This window comes from Pseudomonas sp. QTF5, assembly GCF_000512695.2.
In the GTDB taxonomy this organism is placed as follows: domain Bacteria; phylum Pseudomonadota; class Gammaproteobacteria; order Pseudomonadales; family Pseudomonadaceae; genus Aquipseudomonas.
The window spans coordinates 1-12,297 of the sequence record NZ_AZRW02000066.1 but is presented as its reverse complement, the minus strand read 5'-3'; the positions used below and the strand labels follow the sequence as shown (position 1 = coordinate 12,297).

Below are 12,297 nucleotides of genomic sequence, written 5' to 3'. Positions count from 1 at the left end.
GCCTGATTTTTTAAGAGCAAAAACAATGAGTTATTTTTTGTTTGATAAGAGCTTGCTCCCGCTCGATTGCGCAGCAATCGCAAAACCATTCAATGAGGTTTATCTGACACACCTCATTGAATGGCTTTGGGTCTGCTGCGCAGCCCAGCGGGAGCAAGCTCCCTCGCCACAGAAAAGCGCTCTCACCAGAAGCATTGTCTCTAGCTCCTGGGGAACATTTCGCACAGAAAAATCAGAGTGCCAGCAGGCCCGATCCCTTTCTTTTGCAGGACGTTTCCTAGATCATTCCGCTCGCTTGCGCCTGCCAAATTCCGTGGCTAGTCTCGGTCCGTCACTGCTCATCAGTGATTGGGTTTAGTAGCCCGGAACAATAGGCGCATAGCGATTCCATGCTCATGTCCGGCAATTTTTGCCGCATGCAGAATATGGTGGCTGTGCGTGGGGCACCTTCGGGTGCACCGGTTTTCCTATTGACCGGCCTACTAACCTGCGTACAGCCGCCACCCAATCGTTTAGTAGGCGATAAGTGATGGCTCCCATGTAGCAATAGGAGCAACACATGAAAAAATCCGTACCCGATCCACCTCCCGAAACACCCGCCAACGAAACCGCCACTGAAGACCCGCTCAGGGATCGATCGGCGCTCTACCGTGCGATTGATTTCTACCTCACCGGCGATCAGCCCTCACCACCCGACGAATTTCGCTTCTACAACGTCAGCAAAGACGTGAGTTTCGAGGATACCCAGCTCTACGTCGCCGATCTCCTGCGCTGCGCCTCGGTCACGGCGTATCAGTGCGGCGATCAGCTCAAGGGGGCCGATCGGGCATTGGTGTTCTCCGTCTGGCATTTGCTGGAGATTGCCAAGGCGATGGTTGATCGGTCCATTGAATGCCTGGGGATGAAACAGAGTTGAGTCTGGCTGAAGTCATTGGTCGCCAGTGATACCGCTTTCGCGAGCAAGCCCGCTCCCACATTCGATCTTCGGTGAACATGGAATTTGTGTTCGACGCGATCCAGTGTGGGAGCGGGCTTGCTCGCGAATGGCTGCGCAGCAGCCCCAGGCTTGATGGCGTATATTCGGCGAATCCCAATTGCCTGTGCAGCCGACCATGAAACAGACTTCCGACGACCTGGAGCAGATCACCGCCACCACCCTGGGTCATTACAACGCGGTGGCCGAAGACTTCCGTGAAGGCACTCGCGATCACGATGTCAGCCAGAACATTGATGCCCTGTTGCGGCATATTCAGGGTGAGGCGCCGTTCAGCATTCTCGACTTCGGCTGCGGCCCTGGCCGCGATCTGCAAACCTTCACTCGCCTGGGCCACACCGCCGTCGGGCTCGACGGTTCGGAAAAGCTTGCGCAGATGGCGCGCGAAGACAGTGGTTGCGAAGTCTGGCAGCAAGACTTTCTGAAACTCGACCTGCCGGCCGAGCGATTTTACGGGATTTTTGCCAATGCGGTGCTGTTCCACATCCCGAGTCAGGAATTGCCTCGGGTGTTGAAGCAGCTGCGCGAGGCGTTGAAGCCGGGTGGGGTTTTGTTCAGTTCCAATCCGCGTGGGGAGAACCAGGAAGGCTGGAACGGCCCGCGTTATGGGGCGTATTACGATCTTCAGGCGTGGCAGGAGTTGCTGACTGAGGCGGGGTTTGTGGAGCTTGAGCACTACTACCGGCCGGCGGGGCTGCCGCGGGAGCAGCAGCCTTGGTTGGCGAGTGTTTGGCGTCGAGCCGACTGATCGTTCCCACGCGCAGCAAAGGAATGCAGCCAGTGACGCTCTGCGTCACAGCCGCAGGGACGCAGAGCGTCCCGAGAGGCATTCCCACGCAGAGCGTGGGAACGATCATTACGCGCTCGCCTTACTGCACCTCTTTCTTCGGCTCGCGCACCTTGTACCAGGCCACATACAACGCCGGCAAAAACAGCAGCGTCAACAAAGTCGCAATGATGATTCCGCCAATCATCGCGTAGGCCATCGGCCCCCAGAACACTTCCCGGGCAATCGGGATCATCCCCAGGCTCGCTGCCGCCGCCGTCAACAAAATCGGTCGGCGCCGATGTTCCGTGGCCTGCACCACCGCATCCCACGGCGTGTAGCCATTCTTCTCGAAAGAGTCGATCTGAGTCACCAGAATCACCGAGTTGCGGATAATGATACCGATCAGCGCCAGAATCCCGAGGATCGCCACGAAGCCCATCGGCGTGCCCGTCGGGATCAGCGCCAGCACCACGCCGATCAACCCGAGCGGCGCGACGCTGGCCACCAGGAACAGCTTCTGCACGCTGTGCAACTGGATCATCAGGAAGGTCGCCATCAAAAACAGCATCAATGGCACGACCTTAGCAATTGGCCCCTGAGCCTTGCCGCTTTCCTCCACCGTACCGCCGGTGGCGACTTTGTAGCCGACGGGCAAACTGGCGGCGAATTTGTCGATGTCCGGTTGCAGCTGTTGCACCAGGTCGGTCGGCTGAATCTCGTCGCGCACCGCGGCCTTGATGGTGATGGTCGGTTTGCGATCACGACGCCACACCAGCGGCTGCTCGAGTTCATAACGCACCGTGGCAAACGCCAGCAGCGGAATCGAGGTGCCGCCGGGGGTGACGATCTGCAGGTTTTGCAGCGTTTCCGGACTGCCGCGCTCGGCATCTTCGGCGCGACCGACCACGTTGATCAGGTAGATATCGTCATCGACCTGCGTCACTGGCGAGCCGACAACGATGCTGTTCATCAGGTTCGCCACGTCTTCCGACGACAACCCCAGTTGCCGCGCCTTGTCCTGGGCGATGTCGATGCGCAGCACTTTGCCCGGCTCGTTCCAGTCGTAAATGATCTCGCCGATGTGCGAGTTCTTATCCAGTTCGGTGGCCAGGGCGATGGCGTGTTTGCGCACCTGATCGATGTCTTTGCCGCTGACCCGGTACTGAATCGGCCGCCCCACCGGCGGGCCCATTTCCAGGGCCTGGACGTAGCTGCCAACACCGACGAACTCTTCACGCAGGCGCTTTTGCAGACGTGCCGTCAGGGCCGTGCGTGACTCCAGGCCTTTGCTGACGATCACCAATTGCGCGTAGTACGGGTTCTGCAATTGCTGGTCGAGGGGCAGGTAGAAACGGATCGCCCCTTCACCGATGTAGGTGCTCCAGCGCACGATGTCCGGATCATCCTTGAACGTCGCTTCGAGCTTATCCACCACCATGCGGGTTTCGGCGATCGAAGCGTTTTGCGGCAGGTTCAGGTCGACGAGAATTTCCGGGCGGTCCGAGGACGGGAAGAACTGGTTCTGCACAAACTGCATGGAAAACACCGAGAGCACAAACAGCGCCACGGTGATGCCGATGGCCCACCAGCGATTGCGCATCGCCCAGAGCAGGCCGCCATTGAACGCCCGACCAATGCGCCCTGGCTCTGCGTCATGAGGCTTCACCTTGGCGCTCAAAATGTGCACACCGAGCACCGGGGCGAACAACACGGCGACGACCCATGACACCAGCATGGCCACCGCGATCACCGCGAACAGCGTGAAGGTGTACTCACCGGCGGAGCTTGCGTTCAAACCGATCGGCACGAAACCGGCCACGGTGACCAACGTGCCGGTGAGCATCGGGAATGCGGTGGAGGTGTAGGCGAAGGTGGCCGCTTGCTCTTTGGTTTCACCCATTTCCAGGCGCGTGACCATCATCTCGACGGTGATCATCGCATCGTCCACCAGCAGGCCGAGCGCAATGATCAACGCACCGAGGGAAATCCGCTGCATGGTGATGCCGCTGTATTCCATGAAGAGGAAGACCATCGCCAGCACCAACGGGATCGAACACGCTACCACCAGCCCGGCGCGAACACCGAGACTGACGAAGCTGACGATCAGCACGATCACCACCGCTTCGAACAACGCACTGGTGAAGCCGCCGACGGCTTCTTCCACCACTACAGCCTGGTCGGAAACGGTGTGTACACCGACGCCCACCGGCAGGTCCGCCGTCAGCTCATCCATGCGCAGGTGCAGCGCCTTGCCGAAGTCCTGAATGTTGCCGCCCTTTTTCATGGCGATCGCCAGGCCGATGGCTGGCTGACCGTTGAAGCGAAACTCCGGGGTCGACGGATCGACGTAGCCACGGCTGATGTTGGCGATATCGGCCAGGCGGTAGAAGCGGTCGTTGAGCTTCAGGTTGACGTTGGCCAGGTCTTTCTCGGAGGCAAACTGCCCCGAGGTCCGCACCGAAATTCGCTCCGGACCGGCCTCGATCACCCCGGCCGGGGTCACGGCATTCTGCGATTGCAGGGTCTGCACCACCTCGCGCCGATCAATGCCGAGGGCGGCCAGTTTACGGGGGGAGAAGTTCAGGTAAAGGACTTCATCCTGTTCGCCGACCATCTCGACCTTACCCAACCCCGGGACTTCGCGGATTTCGGCACGCACCTGTTCCACGTAATCGCGCAACTGGCGCATCGACAGGCCGTCGGCGGTAAACGCATACACCGAACCGAACACGTCGCCGAACTCGTCGTTGAAGCCCGGCCCTTGCAGGCCCTGCGGGAAGTCACCGCGAATGTCGTTGATCTTCTTGCGCACCTGGTACCAGATTTGCGGGATATCCTTGGCGCTGGTGGTGTCGAGCAGGTTAACGAAGACCGTCGATTCGCCGGGACGGGTGTAGCTTTTCACGTAATCGAGCGAGTCGAGTTCTTCGAGTTTTTTCTCGATCCTGTCAGTGACTTGCTTGAGGGTTTCTTCCTGGGTAGCGCCAGGCCAGCGGGTCTGGATCACCATGGTTTTGATGGTGAACGACGGGTCTTCTTCGCGGCCCAGGTTCAGGTACGAGAACACGCCCATCAGCAGCGCGACGAACATCAAATACCAGACAAACGACTGATGCTTGAGGGCCCATTCGGATAAGTTGAAACTCCCTTTCATCGCGGGCTGTCCTCGTCAATTTTCACTTTCTGCCCCGGTTTGAGGCTGTGCACACCGGCACTGACCACCCGCTCGCCGGACTTCACGCCGTTGGCCAGGACCACTGTGGCATCAGTCCGGCTGATCAGGCTGACGTCCCGCGGGGAAACGGTTTGTGTCTTCGGATCGACGACCCAGATCCGCAGCTTCCCATCGACCTCCTGCAGTGCGCTCACCGGCAGTTCGAGGCGCGGCTTGATCGCGGAGCTGAGGGTCACGCTGATCGCCGTGCCGAGGCGAAAGCCCGGCGGCGTATCGGTCAGGCTCAGACGGGCGCGACGGGTACGGGTCGCGCTTTGGGCCTGGGGTTCGATTTCACGCACGATGGCGGTGCTGGTGATGCTCGGGTCCAGTTGTGAGGCGACCTGAAACACCACGTCGGCTGGCAACCGATCGACCAGGGTGTCGGGCAAATCGATCACCGCTTCCTTGATGTCCGGCTGCGCCAGGGTCACCACTTGCTGGCCGGCCGTGACCACTTGCCCGGCTTCGGCGTTCCACGCGGTGACAATGGCTTTGTGGTCGGTGCGCAGCTCGACGTAGTTGAGTTGATCCTTCGCCTGATCGACGGCGGCCTTGGCTTGATCGAGGGACGCCTGAGTGGTTTTCAGGTCGGTCTGGGCGATGTCCAGTTGCGCTTGCGCGCCAACCCCGCGATTGAACAGCTCCTGCTGACGCCGGGCGTTGGCCTGAGCATTGATGAGCAGCGCCTGCACACGCGCCAGATCACCTTGAGCCGAGCGCAACTGGTTCTGCTGATCGGTGGGGTCGAGGGTCGCGAGCAAAGCGCCCTTCTGGACTTCGGCGCCGACATCGACATTACGGCTGGCGATACGCCCCGGCACCCGGAAACCGACGTTGCTTTCATAGCGGGCCTGAATGCTGCCGGCAAACCGGCCGAGGTCTTCTTGATTGAGCGCTTTCACCTCCACGGACAATACCGGCCGAACCGGTTCTGGTGGCGCTTCCTCATCGGAGCAGGCGACCAGTAGTGCAGCGGCGGACAACAGCAACAGGCGCTTCATGGCAGGGCTCCTGTCGTTGGTGTCTTATAGGTGTTTTCGACGATCTCCACCTGCACGCCCGGATGCAGTAATTGGCCGCCCGCGGTGACGACTTTTTCGCCACCGTTGAGGCCGGCGCTGACAATGACTTTGCCGGTCAGGTAACGGCCAACGGTGACCGTGTGCAGCTGCGCCTTGCCCTCGGCGTCCACCAGCCACACGGCTGGGTCACTGAGATTTTTGGTCAGGGCCGACCAGGGCAGTTCCACTGCGGTTTTGCCGACTGGCTTGGCGGTGGCGCTCACTACCGAGCCGAGCTGCATGCCCTCGGGGAGGCTGTCCAGGGTGACTTTGACTTGCACCGTGCCGGTCTGCGCCGAGACTGCTGGCGTGACTTCCCGAACGGTGCCCGTGGTCTTGATCTTCGGGTTGTCGAGCAGGCTCACCACAATCGATCTATCCGACGGCGGCTCGGCCAGCAGCGATTCATAAACGTTGAACACCGCGTCACGCTCACCGTCCCGGGCCAGGCTGAAAATCGGCACCGTGGCCTGCACCACTTGGCCAACTTCGGCCTGGCGCGCGGTAATCACCCCCGGCGCATCGGCAATCAACGCGGTATAGCTCAGTTGATCACGGGCGTTGGCCAACTGCGCCTGAGCAGCGGTCAATGCACTCTGACTGCTGCGCAAAGCGGCTTGGGCGGAGTCGTATTCGCTCTGGCTGGTGTAGCCCTTGGGCAGGAGTTTTTGTTGGCGAACGAAGGCGGCGGCGGTTTGTTTGACCCGGGCCTGTTCGGCAACGACCTGAGCCTGAGCCGAGTCGACATTGGTTTGCAGGTCTTTCGGATCGAGTTTGGCCAGCACTTGTTTGGCCGAAACCCGGTCACCGACATCGACCATACGCTGGATGATCTTGCCGCCCACGCGGAACGACAATTCGGTTTGTACCCGCGCCTGGACGTCGCCGGTGAGTGTCACTGCGGCGGCGTAATCCGATGGCTTGACCTCTTGCACGAAGACTCGTGGGCGGTCCTTCTCGACGGGCTTTTTATCGCCGCAGGCGGTCAGCAAGGCGATGAGGCTCAGGCCAACCATTAATTTCAATCCGGGACCCGCCATGCAAACTCCTTTGCGTTGTGCGAACGTGCCAGTGACGATACGACTGTGAGCTTAGAACAGGGTTCAACAGGTGCACGGGTTTGCTACGTACTGGCCTGTGGACTTGCCTGTGGCGAGGGAGCTTGCTCCCGCTCGGCTGCGCAGCAGACGCTTTAGGGGCCGCTTCGCAGCCCAGCGCGAGCAAGCTCGCTCGCCACAAAACTCGCTCGCCACAGGGATCACAGTGTGGCTGACAATAAGGCAGAATGACGAACCCTGCAGCAGGAAGCTACCCATGCTCAAAACCCTCGCGGTGGCCAATTACCGCTCGATCAATAAATTGGTGATTCCGCTTGGCCGGTTGAATCTGATCACCGGCCCCAACGGCAGCGGTAAATCCAACCTCTACCGCGCCTTGCGCCTGCTGGCGGAAACCGCTCAGGGTGGCGTGGTCAATGCGTTGGCACGCGAAGGTGGGCTGGATTCGACGTTCTGGGCCGGGCCTGAAAATATCAGCCGACGGATGCGCAATGGTGAAGTCCCGGTCGAGGCTACGGTGAGACACGGCGTCAAACGACTGCGACTGGGGTTTGCCGGTGAGGATTTCAGCTATTCGATCAGCCTCGGGCTGCCCGATTCCAACGGCCACTTCATGCTGCCCGAACACAGCTTACCTATTCCGTCACGCTTCAACCTCGACCCGCAAATCAAGTGTGAATGCGTCTGGGCCGGGCCGATTTATCGTCCGGCCAGCCTGCTGGTGGATCGCGACGGCCCGATGATCCGTGCCCGAGCCAATCGCAGCTGGGATGTACTGGCTCAGCACACGCCGAATTTCGACAGCCTGTTCGATCAGGTCGGCAGTTTGCGTTCTTCGCCGGAGGTTCTGGAATTACGCGAGTTCATCCGCCGCTGGCGCTTCTACGATCACTTTCGCAGTGACGCCGACGCACCGGTTCGCCAACCGCAACTCGGCACCCGCACGCCAGTGCTGCACCACGACGGTCGCGACCTGGCGGCAGCCTTGCAGACCATCATCGAAATCGGCGATCCCGAGGCATTGCAGGCGGCTATCAGCGATGCCTTTCCCGGCGCGCGGCTGAGCATCGAGCCGTTGCAGGGCGGACGGTTTGCGATCGAGTTCTATCAGGAAGGGTTGTTGCGACCGTTATCCGCCGCCGAGTTGTCGGACGGAACGTTGCGCTATCTGCTGCTGGTCGCGGCATTGCTGACACCCCGGCCGCCGACGCTGATGGTGTTGAACGAGCCGGAAACCAGTCTGCATCCGGACCTGCTGCCGGCGTTGGCGCGGTTGATTATTCGAGCGTCCGAGCAGTGTCAGGTGTGGGTGGTGTCCCATGCGCGGCGCTTGATCTCGGCGTTGCAGCAAGACCCGGAATGCAATTGCATTGTGCTGGAAAAGAATCTCGGCCAGACCGGGATGGTCGGGCAGCGGATGCTGGATGAGCCGGTGTGGTATTGGCCGGATTGATCTGCGTCTGAAAAAGCTTCGCGAGCAAGCCCGCTCCCACATTTGATCGGAGACGGACACAAATCTTGTGCCCACTGAAGATCGAGTGTGGGAGCGGGCTTGCTCGCGAAGACATTAGATCGATCAACACAGAACCTGAAGAATCACCCCTGCCACTTCCCACCCTCGACAATCACGCTCTCCGGCTTGGTGTCATCGCTCAATTCTTTACGCACATACTGGTCGTACAGCTTGAGCAAAAACTTCTCCTCGCCCAACTTCGCCAACTCCACATTCACCCAGTCGCGCAGTTCGATATTGCCCTTCTTCACCGCTGGCGCGATCGGTGCTTCGGCACCCAGTTTTTCCTCAAGCACGCGGTAGCCGGGGTTCTGTTTGGCCCAGCTGAACAGCACCAGATTGTCCTGCGCATAAGCGTCGCCGCGACCATTGGCCAAGGCTTGCAGCGACTCGGAGTTTTTCTCGAACTTCAGCAGTTTCCAGTCCGGATGATGCTTGGTCAGCCAGATATCCGCCGTGGTACCCGTCGTGACGATGGTGGTGCGGGTCGCCAGGTCATCAAGGTTCTTCACCGAACTCGCCTGCGGCACCAGTGCCTGCACCGCTACCTTGAGGTTCGGATTGGTGAAGTCCACAGCTTCCTTGCGCTCCGGGGTGACGGTCATGTTGGCCAGGATCAGGTCGACCTTGTCGCTTTGCAGAAATGGAATCCGGCTCGCCGGCTCCACCGCAACGAACTCTACTTTGTTCTCATCGCCCAACAGATCCTTGGCGAATTGACGGCCGATGTCGGTATCGAACCCCACGTAGCGCCCGGCCTCATCGACAAAACCGAACGGCGGTTTGTCGGTGAAGACGCCGACGATCAGCTTGTCCCGGGCTTTGATTTTTTCCAGGTAACCGGCCGGTGCGGTGCTGACGCTTGCGACTTTCGGCTTCGCCGGTTCTTCGGTTTTGTTGCAGCCGGCGAGCAGCGCCAGACCAAACAGCGGGAGTAGCAGCAGAGAAGATTTGGCAGTTTTCATGGCAGTTCCAATTCCTTTGTTTGAGTCGTTTTGGGTAGTGCGGCGACGTAGGAGAACTTCTCCAGGAACTGCTGCGCTCGTGCGGTTTGCGGGTTCGTAAAGAACATCTCGGGTGGGTGTTGCTCAAGGATGCGCCCGGCATCCATGAACACAATGCGGTCGGCCACGGCGCGGGCGAAGGCCATTTCGTGGGTGACGATCAGCAGCGTCATGCCTTCGCGGGCCAGGCCCTGAATCACCTCAAGCACTTCCTTGACCATCTCCGGATCGAGGGCGGCGGTGACTTCGTCGAAGAGCATGACCGTGGGGTTCATGCACAGTGAACGGACGATGGCGATGCGTTGCTGCTGGCCGCCAGAGAGCTGGCGCGGGAAGGCGTCGCGCTTGTCCAGCAGACCGACACGCTCAAGCAGCGCTTCAGCCTGAGCGCGGGCTTCACGGCGTTCGCGCTTCTGCACCTTGAGTGGGCCGAGCAACAGATTGTCGAGCACGCTCATGTGCGGGAACAGGTGATAGCTCTGGAACACCATGCCGATCTGCTGACGCACTTCGCGCCAATCGGTGCCGTTATCCAGCAACTCACGCCCGGCAAAATTCAAGCTGCCGCTATGGGCGACTTCCAGGCCGTTGAGGCAACGCAGCAAGGTGCTTTTGCCACAGCCGCTGGGGCCGAGGATGACGATCACTTCGCCCCGTTTCACCTTCAGGTCGATGCCGTCGAGCACCTGCTGCTCGCCGAAAAACTTGTTGAAACCCTTGAACTCGATCAATGCACTCATGCTTGCGTCCAGCGCCGCTCCAGCACACGCGAGGCGGCTGACAGCGGGTAGCAGATGAAAAAGAAAAACAGGAACAGCGCGCCGTAGATCAGCACTGATTCGTAGGTGCGTTCGATGATCTGTTGGCCGACCTTGATCACGTCCACCACGCCGATCAGCACCGCCAGGGAGCTGGTCTTGATGATCCGCGTGTAGACGTTGATGGTCGGCGGCGTCATGCGCTTCAAGGCTTGAGGCAGCAGCACGTAGCCGTAGAGTTGCGGGCCATCCAGGCCAATCGACAACCCGGCCTCACGTTGTCCGCGCGGCAACGAATGCAAGGCGCCGCGCACCACTTCACCGACTTCGCTGGCGCCCCACAGCGACAACACCAGCACCGCGCACCAGAAGCTCGGAATGCTCAGCCCGAAAACAATCGGCAGGCCGAAGAACAGCAAATACAGCCAGACCAGCACCGGGATCGCCCGGAACAGTTCCAGATAGACCCGCAGAATCGCGTTCAGCCATTTCGAATTCAATGTGCGCAACACGCCGTAGAGCACGCCGCCGACGGTACTGATGGCGATACTCAGAAAAGAGATCGACAGGGTTTGCGCAGCGCCCTTGCCCAGTTGCGGCAACGACACCCAGAGCAACTCAAGACCCGAACTGGCCATGCTGGAGCCTCCTTTCCAGACGGCTGAGCAGCAGCGACAACGGCAAAAACAGCAGCACGCAGATCAGCGTCAGCACGGCGAGCATTTCGTAGGTTTTGTAATAGAGAGCGATGTAGCTCTTGGTGGTGTAGAGAATCTCCGGCACCGCCACCGCCGAGACCACAGTGGTTTCCTTGAGCAGAAAAATGAAATTGGCGAACAGCGACGGCAAACTGAGGATGCCGGCTTGCGGCAGGATCACGTAGCGCAGCAATTGCCCGTGGGATAGACCGATGGAGCGCCCAGACTCAAGTTGCGCCTGGGGCACCGCATCCACGCCGGCACGCAGCACTTCGGTGAGGTAGGCGCCGCCAAGGAAAGTCATGGTGATGATCGCCGCCGCGAAGCCCGAGACTTTGATACCCAGGGCCGGCAAGGCGAAGTAGACGAAGAACAACTGGATTAGCAGTGGGGTGTTGCGTGCCAGTTCCACGTACAGCCCGACCAAGCGTTGAAGATAGGGCGTGCGAAACACCAGAATCGTCGCGTTGATCAACGCCACCAGCAACGAAGTGCCGATGGCGATAAAGCCGACCTGCAGCGTCACGCCCACGGCTTTGAGAAACGCCGGCAGGGTGCTGAGGATAAAAGCGTAATCGAAAGTCATTGAACATCCTGTACGCCGCTCGGTAAGCGACGGTGGCGCAGTCCATGGGCAGTGGATAACCACCCGGCAGGCTTCGACTTTAAAGGTATAAAAAAAAGAATTTAAATACCGTTAAAGCATATTGATATCACGCAAAAAACTATCCTGCGGATTTGTGGCAGCAGTGGAGGACGACTATTTTTCTTTACGCTGTAGGAAGGATCTTTTTTTCAAAATACCCTCCAAGGACGAGCAGCTTTTGGCCACACTCCCCCGGCCGAACCATCACAAGGAAGAGAACAATGGCTGACGTAAACGTGCCACAGCGGCTGGATCCGCAGGACATCGTGAAATTGTTGGTGGCGTTGCGCAAGGCGCTGAAGGCGCAACCTCTGTAGGAGCGAGCGGTGCGGCGATCCGACTTGCCCGCGAAGGCGTCCTCCCAGGCAGACCGAGTCGCCTGTTTCGCGAGCAAGCTTCGCTCCTACAGAAGCCCGCGATTTGATCGTTCCCACGCTCTGCGTGGGAATGCAGCCCGGGACGCTCTGCGTCCCTTCAGAGCCGAACGCGGAGCGTCCGTTGAGGCATTCCCACGCAGAGCGTCACTAGTGTCCGGTAAACATGTTTCATAGCTGAAGGCTGCCTTGGGCAGCCTTCAGC

10 protein-coding genes and 1 pseudogene are annotated in these 12,297 nt (G+C 59.7%); 4 read left to right on the top strand and 7 right to left on the bottom strand.

Annotated elements, in window-relative coordinates; all coding sequences use genetic code 11:
• The 3 genes and pseudogenes from IC37_RS30270 to IC37_RS28150 all read left to right on the top strand — a co-directional run.
• Positions 1–358, top strand: a pseudogene (locus IC37_RS30270) (hypothetical protein); the annotation flags it as partial.
• A 201-nt stretch (positions 359–559) separates the two neighbouring features.
• Complete coding sequence (locus IC37_RS28155; protein ID WP_030129924.1) at positions 560–916, top strand: DUF6124 family protein; 357 nt, start codon at positions 560–562, stop codon at positions 914–916.
• Between the two features lie 196 nt (positions 917–1,112).
• A complete protein-coding gene (locus IC37_RS28150; RefSeq protein WP_030129925.1) occupies positions 1,113–1,742 on the top strand; it encodes a bifunctional 2-polyprenyl-6-hydroxyphenol methylase/3-demethylubiquinol 3-O-methyltransferase UbiG in 630 nt (209 codons plus the stop codon).
• 121 nt (positions 1,743–1,863) lie between these two features.
• Here IC37_RS28150 and IC37_RS28145 read toward each other — a convergent pair whose 3' ends face one another.
• From IC37_RS28145 to IC37_RS28135, 3 genes are read right to left on the bottom strand one after another with little or no spacing between them, the layout of a single operon-like run.
• Positions 1,864–4,917 carry an efflux RND transporter permease subunit gene (locus IC37_RS28145; protein ID WP_030129926.1) on the bottom strand — a complete coding sequence of 1,018 codons (3,054 nt, stop codon included), beginning with the start codon at positions 4,915–4,917 and terminating at the stop codon, positions 1,864–1,866.
• Complete coding sequence (locus IC37_RS28140; RefSeq protein ID WP_030129927.1) at positions 4,914–5,981, bottom strand: efflux RND transporter periplasmic adaptor subunit; 1,068 nt, start codon at positions 5,979–5,981, stop codon at positions 4,914–4,916. The genes IC37_RS28145 and IC37_RS28140 overlap by 4 nt, the downstream gene beginning before the upstream one ends.
• Positions 5,978–7,081: an efflux RND transporter periplasmic adaptor subunit gene (locus tag IC37_RS28135; protein ID WP_030129928.1), complete on the bottom strand. Its 1,104-nt coding sequence runs from the start codon at positions 7,079–7,081 to the stop codon at positions 5,978–5,980. Before IC37_RS28135 ends, IC37_RS28140 begins: the two co-directional genes overlap by 4 nt.
• A gap of 274 nt (positions 7,082–7,355) precedes the next feature.
• Between IC37_RS28135 and IC37_RS28130 the strand changes: the two genes are divergently transcribed.
• Positions 7,356–8,552 (top strand): AAA family ATPase, encoded by a 1,197-nt coding sequence (locus tag IC37_RS28130; RefSeq protein ID WP_030129929.1) that lies wholly within the window; start codon positions 7,356–7,358, stop codon positions 8,550–8,552.
• A 143-nt stretch (positions 8,553–8,695) separates the two neighbouring features.
• Here IC37_RS28130 and IC37_RS28125 read toward each other — a convergent pair whose 3' ends face one another.
• Genes IC37_RS28125 through IC37_RS28110 form a run of 4 tightly spaced genes read right to left on the bottom strand, consistent with a single transcriptional unit; the run spans position 8,696 to position 11,658 of the window.
• Complete coding sequence (locus IC37_RS28125; protein WP_030129930.1) at positions 8,696–9,577, bottom strand: transporter substrate-binding domain-containing protein; 882 nt, start codon at positions 9,575–9,577, stop codon at positions 8,696–8,698.
• A complete protein-coding gene (locus IC37_RS28120; protein ID WP_030129931.1) occupies positions 9,574–10,356 on the bottom strand; it encodes an amino acid ABC transporter ATP-binding protein in 783 nt (260 codons plus the stop codon). The genes IC37_RS28125 and IC37_RS28120 overlap by 4 nt, the downstream gene beginning before the upstream one ends.
• Positions 10,353–11,012 carry an amino acid ABC transporter permease gene (locus IC37_RS28115; RefSeq protein ID WP_030129932.1) on the bottom strand — a complete coding sequence of 220 codons (660 nt, stop codon included), beginning with the start codon at positions 11,010–11,012 and terminating at the stop codon, positions 10,353–10,355. Before IC37_RS28115 ends, IC37_RS28120 begins: the two co-directional genes overlap by 4 nt.
• Positions 10,993–11,658, bottom strand: coding sequence for an amino acid ABC transporter permease (locus tag IC37_RS28110; RefSeq protein WP_007941049.1), 666 nt, complete (start codon positions 11,656–11,658; stop codon positions 10,993–10,995). Before IC37_RS28110 ends, IC37_RS28115 begins: the two co-directional genes overlap by 20 nt.
• Positions 11,659–12,297: the final 639 nt, after the last annotated feature.

Coding starts and splice junctions, on each gene's coding strand:
- IC37_RS28155 (WP_030129924.1), top strand. CDS start 560: ATGAAAAAATCCGTACCCGATCCACCTCCCGAAACACCCGCCAACGAA.
- IC37_RS28150 (WP_030129925.1), top strand. CDS start 1,113: ATGAAACAGACTTCCGACGACCTGGAGCAGATCACCGCCACCACCCTG.
- IC37_RS28145 (WP_030129926.1), bottom strand. CDS start 4,917: ATGAAAGGGAGTTTCAACTTATCCGAATGGGCCCTCAAGCATCAGTCG.
- IC37_RS28140 (WP_030129927.1), bottom strand. CDS start 5,981: ATGAAGCGCCTGTTGCTGTTGTCCGCCGCTGCACTACTGGTCGCCTGC.
- IC37_RS28135 (WP_030129928.1), bottom strand. CDS start 7,081: ATGGCGGGTCCCGGATTGAAATTAATGGTTGGCCTGAGCCTCATCGCC.
- IC37_RS28130 (WP_030129929.1), top strand. CDS start 7,356: ATGCTCAAAACCCTCGCGGTGGCCAATTACCGCTCGATCAATAAATTG.
- IC37_RS28125 (WP_030129930.1), bottom strand. CDS start 9,577: ATGAAAACTGCCAAATCTTCTCTGCTGCTACTCCCGCTGTTTGGTCTG.
- IC37_RS28120 (WP_030129931.1), bottom strand. CDS start 10,356: ATGAGTGCATTGATCGAGTTCAAGGGTTTCAACAAGTTTTTCGGCGAG.
- IC37_RS28115 (WP_030129932.1), bottom strand. CDS start 11,012: ATGGCCAGTTCGGGTCTTGAGTTGCTCTGGGTGTCGTTGCCGCAACTG.
- IC37_RS28110 (WP_007941049.1), bottom strand. CDS start 11,658: ATGACTTTCGATTACGCTTTTATCCTCAGCACCCTGCCGGCGTTTCTC.